Source organism: Maritimibacter dapengensis, from assembly GCF_019218265.1.
Classification (GTDB): Bacteria; Pseudomonadota; Alphaproteobacteria; order Rhodobacterales; family Rhodobacteraceae; genus Maritimibacter; species Maritimibacter dapengensis.
Window position 1 is genome coordinate 1,202,265 of record NZ_JAHUZE010000001.1, and the last position, 14,764, is coordinate 1,217,028.

The 14,764-nt window shown below is 64.9% G+C and carries 16 protein-coding genes; 11 read left to right on the forward strand and 5 right to left on the reverse strand.

The features are described from left to right. Nucleotides 1-87 precede the first annotated feature (87 nt). The 3 genes from KJP28_RS06085 to KJP28_RS06095 all read left to right on the forward strand — a co-directional run bounded on the left by KJP28_RS06085 (nt 88) and on the right by KJP28_RS06095 (nt 2,491). Nucleotides 88-483 carry a hypothetical protein gene (locus tag KJP28_RS06085; protein WP_255552190.1) on the forward strand — a complete coding sequence of 132 codons (396 nt, stop codon included), beginning with the start codon at nt 88-90 and terminating at the stop codon, nt 481-483. A gap of 128 nt (nt 484-611) precedes the next feature. Beyond that, complete coding sequence (locus KJP28_RS06090; RefSeq protein ID WP_218391619.1) at nt 612-1,427, forward strand: sulfite exporter TauE/SafE family protein; 816 nt, start codon at nt 612-614, stop codon at nt 1,425-1,427. Nucleotides 1,428-1,504: 77 nt separating this feature from the next. Continuing rightward, nucleotides 1,505-2,491 carry a TDT family transporter gene (locus KJP28_RS06095; RefSeq protein ID WP_218391620.1) on the forward strand — a complete coding sequence of 329 codons (987 nt, stop codon included), beginning with the start codon at nt 1,505-1,507 and terminating at the stop codon, nt 2,489-2,491. On the opposite strand, the gene KJP28_RS06100 is transcribed toward KJP28_RS06095, so the two are convergent. Further along, a complete protein-coding gene (locus KJP28_RS06100; protein WP_218391621.1) occupies nt 2,488-2,835 on the reverse strand; it encodes an MmcQ/YjbR family DNA-binding protein in 348 nt (115 codons plus the stop codon). The two genes, KJP28_RS06095 and KJP28_RS06100, sit on opposite strands and share 4 nt — an antisense overlap. 183 nt (nt 2,836-3,018) lie before the next feature. On the opposite strand from KJP28_RS06100, the gene cysS reads away from it, so the two are divergent. From cysS to KJP28_RS06115, 3 genes are all read left to right on the forward strand, one after another. Further along, nucleotides 3,019-4,410: a cysteine--tRNA ligase gene (gene cysS, locus KJP28_RS06105; RefSeq protein ID WP_218391622.1), complete on the forward strand. Its 1,392-nt coding sequence runs from the start codon at nt 3,019-3,021 to the stop codon at nt 4,408-4,410. Between the two features lie 108 nt (nt 4,411-4,518). Next, on the forward strand, nt 4,519-6,141 hold the full coding sequence (gene cimA / locus KJP28_RS06110) for a citramalate synthase (protein WP_218391623.1): 1,623 nt from the start codon (nt 4,519-4,521) through the stop codon (nt 6,139-6,141). Nucleotides 6,142-6,148: 7 nt separating this feature from the next. Further along, on the forward strand, nt 6,149-6,883 hold the full coding sequence (locus KJP28_RS06115) for a squalene/phytoene synthase family protein (RefSeq protein WP_218391624.1): 735 nt from the start codon (nt 6,149-6,151) through the stop codon (nt 6,881-6,883). A 7-nt stretch (nt 6,884-6,890) separates the two neighbouring features. Here the strand turns inward: KJP28_RS06115 and KJP28_RS06120 are convergent, their stop codons facing one another. Genes KJP28_RS06120 through cobA form a run of 3 tightly spaced genes read right to left on the reverse strand, consistent with a single transcriptional unit; the run spans nt 6,891 to nt 10,265 of the window. After that, the gene (locus tag KJP28_RS06120) at nt 6,891-8,114 is read right to left on the reverse strand and encodes an MFS transporter (protein WP_218391625.1); all 1,224 of its coding nucleotides are present in this window, start codon (nt 8,112-8,114) and stop codon (nt 6,891-6,893) included. 40 nt (nt 8,115-8,154) lie between these two features. Then, nucleotides 8,155-9,417, reverse strand: coding sequence for a cobyrinate a,c-diamide synthase (locus KJP28_RS06125; RefSeq protein ID WP_218391626.1), 1,263 nt, complete (start codon nt 9,415-9,417; stop codon nt 8,155-8,157). Beyond that, entirely contained in the window at nt 9,414-10,265 is an 852-nt protein-coding gene (gene cobA, locus KJP28_RS06130) for a uroporphyrinogen-III C-methyltransferase (RefSeq protein WP_218391627.1), read from the reverse strand. The genes KJP28_RS06125 and cobA overlap by 4 nt, the downstream gene beginning before the upstream one ends. Before the next feature lie 28 nt (nt 10,266-10,293). On the opposite strand from cobA, the gene KJP28_RS06135 reads away from it, so the two are divergent. The 5 genes from KJP28_RS06135 to KJP28_RS06155 all read left to right on the forward strand — a co-directional run bounded on the left by KJP28_RS06135 (nt 10,294) and on the right by KJP28_RS06155 (nt 13,745). Continuing rightward, on the forward strand, nt 10,294-11,109 hold the full coding sequence (locus KJP28_RS06135; RefSeq protein ID WP_218391628.1) for a precorrin-6A/cobalt-precorrin-6A reductase: 816 nt from the start codon (nt 10,294-10,296) through the stop codon (nt 11,107-11,109). Continuing rightward, the gene (locus KJP28_RS06140) at nt 11,106-11,741 is read left to right on the forward strand and encodes a DNA-3-methyladenine glycosylase family protein (RefSeq protein WP_218391629.1); all 636 of its coding nucleotides are present in this window, start codon (nt 11,106-11,108) and stop codon (nt 11,739-11,741) included. The genes KJP28_RS06135 and KJP28_RS06140 overlap by 4 nt, the downstream gene beginning before the upstream one ends. Next, a complete protein-coding gene (locus tag KJP28_RS06145; RefSeq protein ID WP_218391630.1) occupies nt 11,738-12,415 on the forward strand; it encodes an alpha/beta hydrolase in 678 nt (225 codons plus the stop codon). Before KJP28_RS06140 ends, KJP28_RS06145 begins: the two co-directional genes overlap by 4 nt. A 232-nt stretch (nt 12,416-12,647) precedes the next feature. Further along, nucleotides 12,648-13,232, forward strand: coding sequence for an HNH endonuclease (locus KJP28_RS06150; protein ID WP_218391631.1), 585 nt, complete (start codon nt 12,648-12,650; stop codon nt 13,230-13,232). 24 nt (nt 13,233-13,256) lie between these two features. Then, entirely contained in the window at nt 13,257-13,745 is a 489-nt protein-coding gene (locus KJP28_RS06155; RefSeq protein WP_218391632.1) for an invasion associated locus B family protein, read from the forward strand. Nucleotides 13,746-13,755: 10 nt separating this feature from the next. Here the strand turns inward: KJP28_RS06155 and KJP28_RS06160 are convergent, their stop codons facing one another. Continuing rightward, nucleotides 13,756-14,703: a radical SAM protein gene (locus KJP28_RS06160; RefSeq protein ID WP_218391633.1), complete on the reverse strand. Its 948-nt coding sequence runs from the start codon at nt 14,701-14,703 to the stop codon at nt 13,756-13,758. Nucleotides 14,704-14,764 lie beyond the last annotated feature (61 nt).

Here is a 14,764-nt window from a genome sequence, read left to right on the forward strand (position 1 = left end):
TGCCCGTGCCCGATTTTTCTGCCACTATACCAGCGAGATGCCCGGCGGGAAACGTGCCGTGCGGAAAATTCCGGATATGGGAGCAAGATGTTGGCGAAACTCGGACTGGCCGTTGCGCTTGCGCTCGTGGCGTCGCCCATGCAGGCGCAGGACGCCAAGCAGATCCTGACCCTGACGCGGCAGAATTGGGTGGCCGTACGGGAGTATGACGGCAAGGATCTTCTGTATTTCACGAATCTTCTGGCGTGGCGCTGCGGCGTCGAGGACATCCGCTTCGGTGTGAATGGTGAGCCGCCCGCACCGCTCGAGCATGAGCCGTGTCACGCAGATGATGCCACCCCCAATGCGCTTTATGCCGAGGACATCCTGCCCTATCTGACATATCCGCTGGGGTCGGTGGAGACGATCACGGTGGAGGTGGACTTCCCGGACGGGTCGACGGAAGTCGGCCGTTACGAGCGCGCGAAAGTGGCGATCCGGTAGTGCGCGCGGCCCTGCGCAAGCCATCCGTTTGACCGAAAATCTACATCTCTCTCAAGGTGGCGCGATCGTCGCGGCCTCTGGTCATGCACAACAGCCTGCGCTATCGGTCCCCTGAAGGGGAGACGATCATGGACATGGCGACGCTGATCCCGCTTGTGGGTCTGCTACTGGGGATCGGGGCGCTGGCCGGGGTGCTGGCGGGGCTGCTTGGAGTCGGTGGTGGGATCGTCCTTGTGCCTGCGTTCTATTACACCTTTTCGGGCCTCGGATACGACAGCCCCGAGCTTATGCAGATCTGCCTCGCCACTTCGCTCGCCACGATCATCGTGACGTCGGCGCGGTCGGTGTCGTCCCATAACAAGAAGGGCGCGGTCGAGTGGTCGATCCTGAGGGGTTGGGCGCCGGGCATCGTCATCGGGGCGGTGATCGGGGTGCTCGTGGCCGCGCAATTGCGCTCGACCACGCTTCAGGGGATCTTCGGCGGGCTCGGTTTCACCATAGGGCTTTACATGCTGTTCGGGCGCAACCGATGGCAACTGGCCGACGAGATGCCCGGTCTCGGGCTTCGCTCGGCCCTGTCGACGCTCGTCGGGTTCCTCTCGGTCCTCATGGGGATCGGGGGCGGGAGTTTTGGCGTTCCGATCATGACGCTGCACGGCGTGCCGATCCACCGCGCGGTCGCCACGGCGGCGGGGTTCGGGGCGATCATCGCCATTCCGTCCGTCATCGCGTTTCTCTTCGTCAAGATCGCCGTTGCGCCGCCCTGGACGGTCGGGGCGGTCAACCTGCCTGCGTTTCTCGTGGTGATCGCGATGACCACGCTGACCGCGCCGTTGGGGGCGAAGATCGCGCATGGGCTGGACCCGAAGCCGCTGAAGCGCGTGTTCGGTGTGTTCCTGTTGGTCATTGCCGGGAACATGTTGCGCAAGTCGCTGGGCTACTGAGCACCGCCCGCGACCCTCGGGCGCATGGCGCAAACATGCGATTTGTCGCATGAGAGCCGCAGTCATGGAGTGAGCCGATGCAACCGCCGAAATTTCCGCCAGCCCCGCAGAAAACACGCCTCTGGACCCGCACGCCGCCGGCGCTGTTCACGCCGGTCTTCGGACTGTTCGGGCTGGCCGTGGCGTGGCGTCGTGCCGGCGATGCGTTCTCGGTGGGCGACGGTGTGTCGGACCTTTTGTTCGGCGCGGTGACGCTCCTTTACCTGTTCCTGCTGGTCGCTTACTTCGCCAAGGTCGTGCGCCGGCCCGCGACCTACGTGGAGGACGCGAAGATCCTGCCGGGGCGCGGCGGGCTGGCGGCGATGTCGCTGTCCGGGATGCTCATGGCGCTGGGTCTGATCCACTGGTCGCAGGCGCTGGCTGCCACGGTGCTTGCCATAGCGGTCATCATGCATGCGGTGCTGTTCGTGACGGTCGTCTACCTGATCGCGACGGGACCCCGGGAAGCGAAGAGCGTGACGCCGATCTGGCACCTGACCTTCGTCGGTTTCATCATCAGCCCCATCGCCGGAATGCCGCTGGGCTGGACCACGTGGTCGCTCGTCGTGTTCTGGGCCAGCCTCGCCATTGCCGCCTTCGTCTGGGGCGCGTCCGCTGCACAATATGCGCGTCAGAGGGTGCCAGCACCGTTGCGCCCCTTGCTTGCGATCCATCTTGCGCCCGCGGCGGTCTTGGGCACGGTCGCGTTGTTGCTGGGGTATCAGACCCTTGCGCTGGTGCTCGGGCTCGTGTCCACCCTGATCTTCGCTGCTCTGATCCTGCGGCCGTTCTGGATGGCGGAATCCGGTTTTTCACCGCTCTGGGGGGCGTTCACCTTTCCGCTCGCGGCCTTCGCGAGCCTGATGATGCTTCTTGGCTCCGCCGGATACAGCGAGGTATTCCGGTATATCGGGGGCGCGGCCCTGGTCGCCGCGACGCTCGCCATTCCGGTCATCATGTGGAAGGTGAACCAGCTTTGGGCCAAGGGGATGCTGGCGGTCAAAACCAACGCGTCCCAGGTCTAGTCGACAGGGCCAAGAGCGGCTTGCACCTTTTTTGGCAGACCTGCACGGATGGTGTCGTAGCTCACGCGGATGCGGTGGCGGTATTCGTCCTCGGCGGTGGGGCCGAAGGGGAGCATCACCCACGACTTGTGGAAATACGCCGCATGTTGGGCCACGCCTGCATCCTTGAGCATGTTGGCGGTCTCAATGTCTGGGCACTTCACCGCCACGCCTTGCCCCATCGCGCCGATGGAGGCGAACATCTTGCCGCCGACTTTCCAGGCATCATGCCCGCCGCCCCAGGGGTCCGAGACCTCGGCGCCGGGGTATTCCCCGCAGATTTGGTTGACCAGTTCACGCGACATGCGGCCAGCCTAACACGCTTGGCAGACCGCGCGAAGCCTGCTATGCACGCCGCATGAACGGACAACGCAACATCATCATTTGCTGCATTATTCCCTGCTGACATCGTCAGGCGGGCCGTTTCTCTGTTTCTTTCCAAAAAGCCAGTTGATAAGCCCGCCGCGGGATACGCGTGCGAGGACGCCATGGTCGAGATCGAACTGCATAACACCGCCACACGGTCGAAGGAGGTCTTCACTCCGATCGACCCCGAGAACGTGCGGATGTACGTCTGTGGGCCCACGGTTTACGACCGGGCACATCTGGGCAACGCGCGGCCCGTGGTGGTGTTCGACGTGCTCTACAGGCTCTTGCGCCATGTCTACGGGGCGGAGCATGTGACCTATGTGCGCAATTTCACCGATGTGGACGACAAGATCATCCAGCGGGCGAACGAAAGCGGCGTGCCGATCGACGAGATTACCTCGTCTACGACGCAATGGTATCTCGACGACATGGGCGCATTGGGGGCGCTGGAGCCTGACCAGATGCCGCGCGCGACGCAGCATATCGGCGACATGGTCACGATGATCGAGGGGCTGATTGCCTCCGGCCACGCCTATGAAGCCAAGGGGCATGTGCTCTTCTCGGTCGAAAGTTACGGCGAATATGGCAAGCTGTCGGGGCGGTCCGTGGACGACATGATAGCGGGCGCACGGGTCGAGGTCGCGCCCTACAAGCGCAATCCGATGGATTTCGTGCTGTGGAAGCCCGCGAAGGACGACGAGCCGGGCTGGGACAGCCCTTGGGGGCGGGGGCGACCGGGCTGGCATATCGAATGCTCGGCCATGAGTTATGAATTGCTGGGCGAGACTTTCGACATTCACGGGGGCGGCAACGATCTGATGTTCCCGCACCATGAGAACGAGATCGCCCAGTCGAAATGCGCGCATGAGGGCGCGGGGTTCGCGAAGTTCTGGCTGCACAACGAGATGCTGCAGGTCGAGGGCAAGAAGATGTCCAAGAGCCTGGGCAACTTCTTCACGGTGCATGATCTGCTGGAACAGGGTGTGCCGGGCGAGGTGATCCGGTTCGTGTTCCTCGGGACGCATTACCGCAAGCCGATGGATTGGACGGAGAAGAAGCGGGAGGAAGCGGAGGCGACCTTGCGCGTTTGGCGGCGTCTGCTGGCCGATGCCGAGCCGATGGGCGCGGATACGGATGTGGTCGCGGCGCTGGCCGATGATCTGAATACGGCAGGCGCGTTGACCAAACTGCACGCGATGGCCAAGGAGATCGCGGCCAATCCGCAGAAGGATTGCTTTTATGAGAAAGGCGTCATGCTTGGTTCGGCGCGGCTTCTTGGTCTTCTGACCGATGAGTTGGGCGGCTGGGACACGGGCGTGGACCTTTCCGTGCTCGCGCAATCCCTCGCGGATTTGCGGAAGGATGCCATGGCGACCAAGGATTTTGCAGCGTTGGACGCGATGAAAGCCCGATTGCAGGCGGCCGGCGTCGAAGTGCGAATGTCCAAGGAGGGCGTGGAACTGCTCCCCGGCAAGGGCTTCGACTCGTCCAAGTTGGAGGGGCTGTCATGATGACACGAACGACACCCGCCCCGGGCTTGACCCGGGGCCTCGCCTCATCCGCAAAGGTCCCGGGTCGAGCCCGGGACGTGTGGGGCAAATCAACCGGCGAGGCTCCTCATGACTGAACGTCTCTACCTTTTCGACACCACGCTGCGCGATGGGCAGCAGACGCAGGGTGTGCAGTTTTCGACGCCGGAGAAGATGGCGATTGCGCAGAGCCTCGATGCGCTGGGCATCGACTATATCGAGGGTGGCTGGCCGGGGGCGAACCCGACGGATAGCGAGTTTTTCCTGTCCCGCCCCGAGACACGCGCGACCTTTACCGCCTTTGGCATGACCAAGCGGGCGGGGCGGTCGGCGGAGAATGACGATGTGCTGGCGCAGGTGTTCAACGCAAACACGCCTGCGGTCTGTCTCGTCGGCAAGACGCATGATTTCCACGTCACCACGGCGCTCGGGATCGAGCTGGACGAGAATGTGGAAAACATTTCGGCCTCCATCGCCTATCTCGTGCGCGAAGGGCGAGAGGCGTTGTTCGACGCGGAGCATTTTTTCGACGGCTACAAGGCGAACCCGGAGTATGCGCTGTCTTGCGTGAGGGCGGCATATGACGCCGGCGCGCGTTGGGTCGTGTTGTGTGACACGAACGGCGGCACGCTGCCGCGCGAGGTCGAGGCGATCACGCGGGCCGTCATCGAGGCCGGGATCCCCGGCGATCATGTCGGCATCCATACGCACAACGACACCGGCAACGCGGTCGCCAATTCGCTGGCCGCCGTGGATGCGGGCGCGAGGCAGATCCAAGGCACCCTCAACGGGCTGGGCGAACGTTGTGGCAATGCCAACCTCATCACGCTGATCCCGACGCTTCTGTTGAAAGAGCCGTACAGGTCGGCATACGAGACCGGTGTTCCGCGCGAGGCGCTCGGTACGTTGACCCGCGTTTCGCGGCAGTTGGATGACATCCTGAACCGTGTTCCGACCAAGAGCGCGCCCTATGTCGGCGCGTCGGCTTTCGTTCACAAGGCGGGGCTGCATGCCTCGGCCATCCTGAAAGATCCGACGACATACGAGCATATCGACCCGGCCATCGTGGGCAACGAACGGGTCGTGCCGATGTCCAACCAGGCGGGGCAATCGAACCTGAAGGCGCGGCTGGAAGCTGTTGGAATCACGTTGGAAAAGGGTGATCCGAAACTTTCGGAAATCCTCGATGCCGTGAAGGCGCGGGAGGATCAGGGATATGCCTATGACAGCGCGGAGGCGAGTTTCGAACTGGTCGCGCGGGGCATACTGGGCAGCCTGCCGCGCTTTTTCGACGTCGAGCGATATCGCGTCATTTCCGAACGGCGGCGCAACGCCAAGGGCCGGATCGTGGTGGAATCCGAAGCGATGGTCTCGGTCCGGTTCGCGGGTGGCGAGGAGCGCACGTCTTTCTACAAGAACGAGCACGCGCAGGAAATGTCCGACGACGGCCCGGTGAACGCATTGTGGGAGGCGTTGCAGGCCGATCTTGGGCCATATCAGGCGTCGATCGAGCCGGTGAAGCTGACGGACTTCAAGGTGCGGATCACGCAGGGCGGGACCGAGGCCGTGACCCGCGTCATCATCGACTTCACCGATGGTGTGAAGCATTGGTCCACCGTGGGCGTCTCGGCGAACATAGTGGATGCAAGCTTCGCGGCGCTTCTGGACGCGGTGGTGTGGAAGTTGTTGGACGACGGGCTGCGTCCGGCATGAGCCAGACATGAGCGTGCAATCCTGCGCCGAGATGGTCGAGGCCAATGACCGGGACAGGTTCGCATCGGCCATGACCGCGCCGGTGCCGGACCGCGAGGTGCTGTTTCCGCTCTATGCCTTCAACCTCGAAGTCGCCAAGGCACCGTGGCTCACGCAAGAGCCGCTCATCGCGCAGATGCGGCTCCAGTTCTGGCGCGACGTGCTGGACGAGGTCGAGGCGGGCGAGGTGCCTCGGGCGCATGAGGTGGCGCTGCCCTTGGCCGAGGCCATCCGGGCGCGGCACATACCGCTTGCGCCGCTCCATCAGATGATCGACGCGCGGGCGGCGGATATCGAGCGGGAGCCTTTCGAGACACCAGCGCATCTGTGGGCCTACCTCGAGAATACCGCCGGGGCATTGATGGTCGCGGCAATGGCCGGGCTTGGGCATAGGGCGCCCGATCAGGCGCGGGTCCTTGGCCGCGCGCAGGGTTTGGCCACGTTCCTCACGGCGCGGCGCGAGTTGGCGGCGCTCGGCTGGGTCGCGGTCGATGATGCGATGCTGCCCGGGATGGTGGAGACGGCTCTGGCCGATCTTTCGGGCCTGCCGCGCCGGTTCGGTGAAGCGACACCGGCGGCGCGGGCCGCGTCGCGGGTGCCGGCCATACTCAAACGAGCGCGGGGTGATCTGGATGCGGCGCCGGAAAGTGACGCGGCGCGGAGTTTCGGATTGGCGTGGCGCACCCTGCGCGGGCGCTGGTAGCGCGTCGTCAGACGTCGTCCGCGGGGCGCATAACCAGCCAGATCAGCGCGGCGCCCGCGAGGGCGAGGAACGGGACCATGGCGAGGTTTACGGCCATCCAACCGTCCTGCGGATTGCCCCCCGAACAGTTCATCAGACCGCCGGATGCGAGCGACGCCAGCGTGACGCCGCCGAAGACGATCATGTCGTTCATGCCCTGAATCCGCCCCCGCTCATGCGCCTCATGCGCGCCGGCGAGCATCGAGGTCGCGCCGATGAAGCCGAAGTTCCAGCCGACGCCCAGAAGCACGAGCGCAATGAAGAAGTTTTCAAGCTCCACGCCCTGAAGCCCGACGACACCCGCGCCTGCGAGGATCACCAGCCCGGTCGCCATGATCTTGCGCGTGCCGAAGCGGGCGATGAGGTGGCCTGTGAAGAACGAGGGGATGAACATGGCGAGGACGTGGGCCGAGACCACGTCGGCGGCGGTGTTCTGTTCGAACCCGCAGCCGACGACGGCGAGCGGCGTCGAAGTCATCACGAGGTTCATCAGCGAATAGCTCACCATCGCGACGATGATCGCGACGGCGATGGTCGGGGTGGTGAGCAGCTCCCATGTCGTTCGGCCACGGGGCGCGTCTTCTTCGGGGACGGGGGGCTTTGGAATATCGAGCGCGAGGAAAAGCAGCGAGCCGACCACGTTGATCACGACGATGGTCGCGTAGGCCCCGAGGAAGGGCACCACGGTCGCGTCCGCCGTCACCTTGACCAACTGCGGGCCAAGGATGGCCGAGACGAGGCCGCCTGCCATGACATAAGAGATCGCCTTGGGGCGAAACTCGTTCGACGCGGTGTCGGCGGCGGCGAAGCGGTAGAACCCCTGTGCAGACATGTACATGCCGGTGAAGGCCGAGCCGATGATGAAGAGCGTGAAGCTCGATTGCAGGAGGCCGAGGGCGGCGATGCCTGCGCCGATCGTGCCGCCTGCGGTGCCCGTCCAGAACCCGACACGGCGACCGAAGCGCTGCATGATCCAGCTCATCGGGTTGGCCGACAGCATCGAGACCAGCACGATTGCCGAAATCGCCAGTGTCGCGAAGCAGGGGTTGGGGGCGAGCGCCTGACCGGCCAACCCGCCGATGGTGAAGATCATCGGCATTTGCGCACCCAGCAGGGCCTGCGCGATCACGAGGATCGCGACATTGCGCTTGGCCTTGCGGTCGTCGGTCTGGTCGAAGGTCAGGTCAGTCATGCAAGTTCGCTTATATGTTCCCTCGGTCCGGGGGAAGGGGTCAAACGATCACATGGGCGAAGGAGCCGGCAACGCGGCCTTCGATCAGACCCATGGGTGCGAGCGTGTTGCCCTCGGCATCTTCGGCGTCGAAGAGCGGGGCGCCGTCAGCTGCGAGCGTCGTGGCGTAGTGGAATTCATGCGCCATGCGGGTGCCGGGGAGCGGGCCCCAATGGCTTGTCAGGCGACGATAGCCGAGATGAAGCTTGCGCGTGGCGAAGGAGGTGGCGAGGCCGAGCAAACCGGCCATGCGATGTTCGGTGCCGTTCGCGTCGGTCAGGGTTTCGCCAAGCACCATGTAGCCACCGCATTCGCCGTAGATGTCGGCGGTCGCGGCGCTGTCGCGCAGCGTCGTCAGGAAGGTCGAGGCGGAAGCGATGCGCGCGGCGTGAAGTTCGGGGTAGCCGCCGGGGAGATAGACGAAATCGGCCTCGGGGACGGGGTCGTCTGCGAGTGGCGAGAACGGCAGGAGCGTACTGCCAGCGGCCTGCCATGCGGCGATTTGGTGCGGGTAAGCGAAGCTGAAGGCCGCGTCGCGGGCGATGGCGATGCGCCGCGGCGCTGTGGCGACAGGCAGGGGATGGCCTGGGGCGAGCGGACGGGCGAGCGCGGTGAGCGCGTCGAGGTCGATCTGCCGGGTCACGGCGTCGGCGGCGCGGTCGAGGAAGGCGTCGAGGTCGGCATGTTCGGCGGCCTGCACCAGCCCGAGATGCCGGTCGGGCAGCGCGAGCGAGGTGTCGCGGTGGAGCGCGCCAAGCACGGGCAGGCCCAGAGGCGCGAGTGCCTTGCGCAGCATCGCCTCATGTCGGGGGGAGCCGACGTTGTTCAGGATCACGCCCGTAACGCGCACTTCGGGGTCATGGGAGGCGAAGCCGCGGACGAGCGCCGCGACGGAGTGCGACATATGCGCGGCGTTGACCACCAGGACGACCGGTAGACCGAGGATACGGGCGAGGTCGGCGGTAGCGCCGTCGCCATCGGGCGGGGCGCCGTCGAACAGCCCCATCGCGCCTTCGACGATGAGCAACCCGTCGCCCTGGGCGAGGCCACGTAGGTGCCGTTTGTCCATCGCCCAGGCGTCGAGGTTCACCGAAGGCTGGCCAGAGGCCGCTTCGTGGAAGCGTGGGTCGATATAGTCAGGGCCGGATTTCGCGCCGCGCACCGCGACGCCTTGTCTGGCGAGCGCGCGGAGCACGCCGTGCGTCACCGTGGTCTTTCCGCTGCCCGACGTGGGGGCGGCGAAGATGAGGCCGCGACCGTTCATCCGTCCTCGACCGGGCGACCCAGCCCGAGCGGGTCGGCGTTGCGGGGCGGTGTGCCCATCGCCAGGGACTGCCAGTCGAGCGCCTGACGCAGGAGTGCGGCGCGGCCCACGCAGATCACGGCGGGCGCGCCGATGCCGCTGGCTTCGGCGTCGGCGGCGCAGGTGGCGAGTGTCGTCTCGAGCACCTGTTGGTCGGGCAGGGTGGCTTGCGCCACGATCGCGACCGGTTCGTCCGCCCCGCGCCCGGCGGCCATGAGATCGGCGGCGATGTCCGCGAGGTGTTTCATGCCCATATATATCACGATCACGCCTGAGGATTTCGCCACGGAGGTCCAGTCGACCCCGGACACGCGACCTTGCCGGTCATGGCCGGTGACGAAGGTCACGGCCTGATTCACGTCGCGATGGGTGACCGGGATACCAGCATAGGCCAGACCGCCGATGCCCGCCGAGATGCCGGGGATGATGCGGATCGGGACGCCGTGCTGCACGAGCGTCTGGCCTTCTTCGCCCCCGCGCCCGAAAACGAACGGGTCGCCGCCCTTGAGGCGCAGGACCTTCTTGCCCGCGCGGGCGAGGTCGATGAGCTGAAGCGAAATGTCCTTTTGCCTGGCCGACGGTTTTCCGCCCCGCTTGCCGGCATAGACAAGCTCGGCGGCGGGGTTGGCCCAGCCGAGGATACGGTCATCCACCAGCGCGTCATGCACGATCACGTCCGCCTGTGCGAGGGCATTGAGCGCATGGAGCGTGAGCAGGCCCGGATCTCCGGGGCCCGCGCCGCAGAGCCAGACCCAGCCGGGCTGCATCGCGGGCCAGTCGCCGGGGGGGAGAGAGGTCGAGTCGGTCATGAGGGCGTTATGCCTTGCACATCGGGGGATGAGAAGTCCGCGCTTCGCCCTGTCATTCCCGCGTCGCCTCGCCCATAGTCCCGGCGATGATTTCAAGACGCCGGGGGCGATGGTGAAGATCCTCTTGATGGCTGGAACCTATGAGGCGCGCCTTTTGGCGAAGCGGCTCGACGCGCTGCCGGGGGTGGATCTGATGGTATCGCTTGCCGCGGCAACGGCCACGCATGGCGAGATCGCGGGGAAGGTGCGGCGCGGTGGCTTTGGCGGCGAAGCGGCGCAGGCGGCGTTCATGGACGACGCGGGGGTCGCAGCGGTGATCGACGCGACGCATCCGTTCGCCGCCGCGATATCCGTGAGGACGCAGAAGATCGCGGCGCGTCTGGGTGTGCCATACGTGCAGGTCCTGCGTCCGGCGTGGCGGGCGGGCACGGGCGATGACTGGCGCATGATCGGGTCATTCGACGAAGTCCGTGCGGCGGTCACAGGAGCGTCGACGGTGCTTCTTGCCACGGGACCAGGTGCTGTCGAGCGGATCGGGCGGCTTCCGGTCGGGCGTGTGATCTGCCGACGGATCGACCCGACGCGCGAAGCCTATCCGCACGACAATGGGGAGTGGCAGGTGGCTCGTCCACCGTTTGCCGTCGCAGACGAGGTCGCGTTGTTTCAGAAAGAGGGCGTCGACATGATCGTGGCGAAGAATTCCGGCGGCGCGGGGGGACGCGCGAAGCTGACGGCGGCGCGCGAGCTGGGATTGCCCGTCGTGATGGTTGCACGCTCTGCGCAACCGCCCGGCGCCAAGGTCGAGACGGTCGAGGCGGCGCTGGACTGGGTCGCTGTGCTGTGACGGTCGGGCGGATCATCGAGGGGCCGGGGTGCATCGCGGAAGGTGTGGCATGGCTTTGCGACCGGGAGCCGCGTTTCGCCGTTGCGGTCGAGGCGGTGGACGAGGTTCCCCTTCGTCGCCGGCCCGATGGCTTTGCGCAGCTCTTCTCGGCCATCGTATCGCAACAGGTCTCGACCGCATCAGCGTCCGCGATTTGGGGACGGATCGAGGCGGCGGGTCTGTCCGCGCCCGAGGCCGTGATGGCGGCGGGCGACGACGGATTGCGGGCGGTGGGGCTGTCGCGGCAGAAGATACGCTATGCGCAGGCTCTGGCTGGGGCCCGGCTCGACTACGACGGGCTCCGGGACTTACCGGATGGCGAAGTGGTGGAGACGCTGGTTGCAGTGCCGGGGATCGGGCGTTGGACGGCGGAAATCTATGCGATGTTTTCGCTTGGGCGCGCGGATGTCTTCGCCCCCGGTGACCTGGCGCTGCAAGAGGCGGCGCGGGTTCTGTTCGACCTCGACGACCGCCCGCGCGAGGCGGCGTTCAGGCGGATGGCCGAATATTGGTCGCCCTGGCGGGGCGTTGCGGCTCGGCTTCTATGGGCCTACTACCGGGTGGTGAAGCAACGGGAAGGGATCGGACCATGACGCGCGACTTGGAGTTCAAACGCAAAGGGGCAGCCTCGGGCGAAACGAAATCGGTCGTGGTGTTTTTGCATGGATACGGCGCAGACGGTGCCGATCTTCTGGGTCTTGCCGATCCGCTCGCGCCGCATATGCCGGACACGACATTCGTCGCGCCCGATGCGCCTGAGAAATGCGCGGGCAATCCGTTCGGGTTTCAGTGGTTCCCGATCCCGTGGCTCGACGGGTCGAGCGAGGAGGCCGCGAGAGAGGGCGCGGATATGGCACATGCGGATATCGACGCGTTTCTCGACCGTGTGCTGACGGATGAGGGGATCACGCCCGACAAGTTGATCGTTTTCGGGTTCAGTCAGGGCACGATGATGAGCCTTCGTGTGATTCCCCGGCGCGACACCGAGATCGCCGGTATCGTCGCGTTCTCGGGGCGGATCCTGGAGCCGGAGAGCTACGCGGAACACGTCAAGGTGAAGCCGCCGATCCTGCTCGTCCACGGCGATCAGGACGAAATGGTGCCAGTGGCGCATTTCGACGAAGCGGGTGCGGTGCTGCAACAGGCGGGATTCACCGTTTACGGTCATATCCAGAAGGGCACGGGCCACGGAATCGCGCCCGACGGGTTGTCGGTGGCGCTGTCTTTCATGGCCGACCGGCTTGGCATCACGCCTGACGAGGGATGAGCGCAGCGCGTTGTTAATGCGCCTAAAAACCCGGCAGATGTCGAAATTTCTGCAGGTGCTTTCACCTGTCACACGACTGACATGGGAATGCGGCAGGCTGCGTCCAGATCATGGGGCTTGTCAGGTTCTCTGACCCATATATAGTCCATGATATAACCAGACGGGGCGGGATGTCCCCGCCCTGACACCGAGCAAATACTCGAGGCACAGGGCGAGGGCGGAGTCACAGGCGATGGACGGCGATTTCAGGACACATTTCGTAAGGGAACACGGCAACCCCAGGGCGCATCCCGCGCTGGTGCTGAACGCGGATTTCAGGCCGTTGTCCTATTATCCCTTATCCCTCTGGCCCTGGCAGGAGGCGGTCAAGGCGGCATTCCTCGACAGGGTGAACATCATTGCGGAATATGACGAGGTCGTCAGAAGTCCGAGTATGGAAATCAGGATCCCCAGCGTGGTGGTTCTGAAGGATTATGTGAAACCCCAGAAGCGCGTGGCCTTCACGCGCTTCAATCTTTTTCTGCGGGACGAATTCTGCTGCCAGTATTGCGGTGCGAAGGGCGATCTGACGTTCGACCATGTGGTGCCGCGCGCCCGTGGCGGCGTGACGAGTTGGGAAAACGTCGTCGCGGCCTGTTCGCGGTGCAACCTGCGCAAAGGGTCGAAACACCTGCATCAGTCGGGTCTGTCGCTGCGCAAGCCGCCGCGCCAGCCGGGCGCCGAGGAACTGCGCAACATGGGGCGGAAATTCCCGCCGAACTACCTGCACGACAGTTGGATGGACTTCCTCTACTGGGATGCCGAACTGGAGGCGTGAGGGGCGACCCTTCGCGGGACATTGATGAAAAAGACTTTTGCTTTCCTTGCTGTGACGATGTTCTGGGTGGGCACCGCACAGGCCGAGTGGGTCTTGCGGAGCCCGGAGGCAAGCGACGACAACGGAAGTGCCTATGTCGAGAACGAGCAGGGTCATCGGCTCGATATCGGTTGCGGCAACGGGGGGCTTATCGGCATTTCGCTTACCCCCGACACACGGCCCGAAGAGCTCATGTTCGTGGATGACGGCGCGGTGATCTTCTTCAGGGTGGATGGCGCGGAGCCGGGCTTGCAGATGCCCGCGACCTGCGGACCACACGGATGCTACCAGGATTTCATGCTGGGTGGCGAGCCCTGGCCCGTGAGCCAGATGCGCGACATCACGAGCGCCCTGCGTGCGGGAACGACGGTTGACGTCACGCTTGGCGGGCAGGTCATGTCGACCTTCGATTTGACCGGCTCGGCCGCTGCTCTCGATGGATTGAAAACCCGCACCAGTTGCGACGGTCTCTGAGGGGCGCCGATCAGCCGGAACAGGAAGCCCCGCCCAGCACGCAGAACTTGGCGCAATGGGGGTGATTCAGGGCGACTGAGCCTTCGGCATCGGCAAGCCGGGGGCCGAGGTCGAATTCCGCTTCGTAGGGCAGGAGGGTGCAGGACACGACCGAGGGACGCTGCCCTTTTCGTTTCACCACCATGCGCGACGAGGCGCACATCATTTGCTCCGGCTTCTTGCCCAGGATGCCCCAGCAGGCGGTGGTGATTTCGGGCACTTCGACGGACAGGTCCATTTCCGGGAAGATCACGAGTTCGGCGGGGTTCGCCGGGTCGATGGAGAGGCCGAGTTCGTCGAACAGATGCGCGTATCCCGCGCGCGCTTCGGCTTCGCTTTCCTGCCAGCGGGCGCGGCCGGCAATCGTGATGCGCGCGCCATGTTGCCTGAGGAAGGCGAGCCCTTCGCGAGTCGCGGCAAAACTGCCCTTTCCACGGACTGCGTCATGCCCTTCGGCGGTCCAGTGGTCGAGGGATACCCGCAAGGTAAGTTTGTCGCCGAACCCCTTCACGAGTTGCGCCAGCGCTTCGCGCTGCATCGGGCGGAGCATGGGTTTCATGGCGTTCGTGAGCACCAGAACCTCATACCCGGCCGAAAGCGCATCGCGCAGCATCCCCAGGAATTCCGGGTTCATGAACGGTTCGCCGCCGGTGAAGCCGATTTCGCGCACGGGCCAGCCGCGTTCGGTGATCTGCGCGAGGTAGTTTGAGACCTCCGCCGATGTCATGTAGGCGAGCCGGTCGTTCGTGGGAGAGCTTTCGATATAGCAGCCCTCACATTCGATGTTGCACAGCGTTCCGGTGTTGAACCACAGCGTTTCGGGATTGGTCAGCGATACGCGGGCGCGCGGCGCGCCGTCTGCCGTGACGTCGGGGTCGCGGAATTTCCCTTCGTTCGCTCTGATAACACGTTGATCCATCGTCCTGCCTTTCGTGTTATGGCTAGCCCATTGCCGCGCGAGACAAAAGGCGGGCGGTCCC

Bases quoted from the DNA above. Each gene is read 5' to 3' on its own strand.
- KJP28_RS06085 (WP_255552190.1), top strand. From the start codon at position 88: ATGTTGGCGAAACTCGGACTGGCCGTTGCGCTTGCGCTCGTGGCGTCG.
- KJP28_RS06090 (WP_218391619.1), top strand. From the start codon at position 612: ATGGACATGGCGACGCTGATCCCGCTTGTGGGTCTGCTACTGGGGATC.
- KJP28_RS06095 (WP_218391620.1), top strand. From the start codon at position 1,505: ATGCAACCGCCGAAATTTCCGCCAGCCCCGCAGAAAACACGCCTCTGG.
- KJP28_RS06100 (WP_218391621.1), bottom strand. From the start codon at position 2,835: ATGTCGCGTGAACTGGTCAACCAAATCTGCGGGGAATACCCCGGCGCC.
- cysS (WP_218391622.1), top strand. From the start codon at position 3,019: ATGGTCGAGATCGAACTGCATAACACCGCCACACGGTCGAAGGAGGTC.
- cimA (WP_218391623.1), top strand. From the start codon at position 4,519: ATGACTGAACGTCTCTACCTTTTCGACACCACGCTGCGCGATGGGCAG.
- KJP28_RS06115 (WP_218391624.1), top strand. From the start codon at position 6,149: ATGAGCGTGCAATCCTGCGCCGAGATGGTCGAGGCCAATGACCGGGAC.
- KJP28_RS06120 (WP_218391625.1), bottom strand. From the start codon at position 8,114: ATGACTGACCTGACCTTCGACCAGACCGACGACCGCAAGGCCAAGCGC.
- KJP28_RS06125 (WP_218391626.1), bottom strand. From the start codon at position 9,417: ATGAACGGTCGCGGCCTCATCTTCGCCGCCCCCACGTCGGGCAGCGGA.
- cobA (WP_218391627.1), bottom strand. From the start codon at position 10,265: ATGACCGACTCGACCTCTCTCCCCCCCGGCGACTGGCCCGCGATGCAG.
- KJP28_RS06135 (WP_218391628.1), top strand. From the start codon at position 10,294: ATGAGAAGTCCGCGCTTCGCCCTGTCATTCCCGCGTCGCCTCGCCCAT.
- KJP28_RS06145 (WP_218391630.1), top strand. From the start codon at position 11,738: ATGACGCGCGACTTGGAGTTCAAACGCAAAGGGGCAGCCTCGGGCGAA.
- KJP28_RS06150 (WP_218391631.1), top strand. From the start codon at position 12,648: ATGGACGGCGATTTCAGGACACATTTCGTAAGGGAACACGGCAACCCC.
- KJP28_RS06155 (WP_218391632.1), top strand. From the start codon at position 13,257: ATGAAAAAGACTTTTGCTTTCCTTGCTGTGACGATGTTCTGGGTGGGC.
- KJP28_RS06160 (WP_218391633.1), bottom strand. From the start codon at position 14,703: ATGGATCAACGTGTTATCAGAGCGAACGAAGGGAAATTCCGCGACCCC.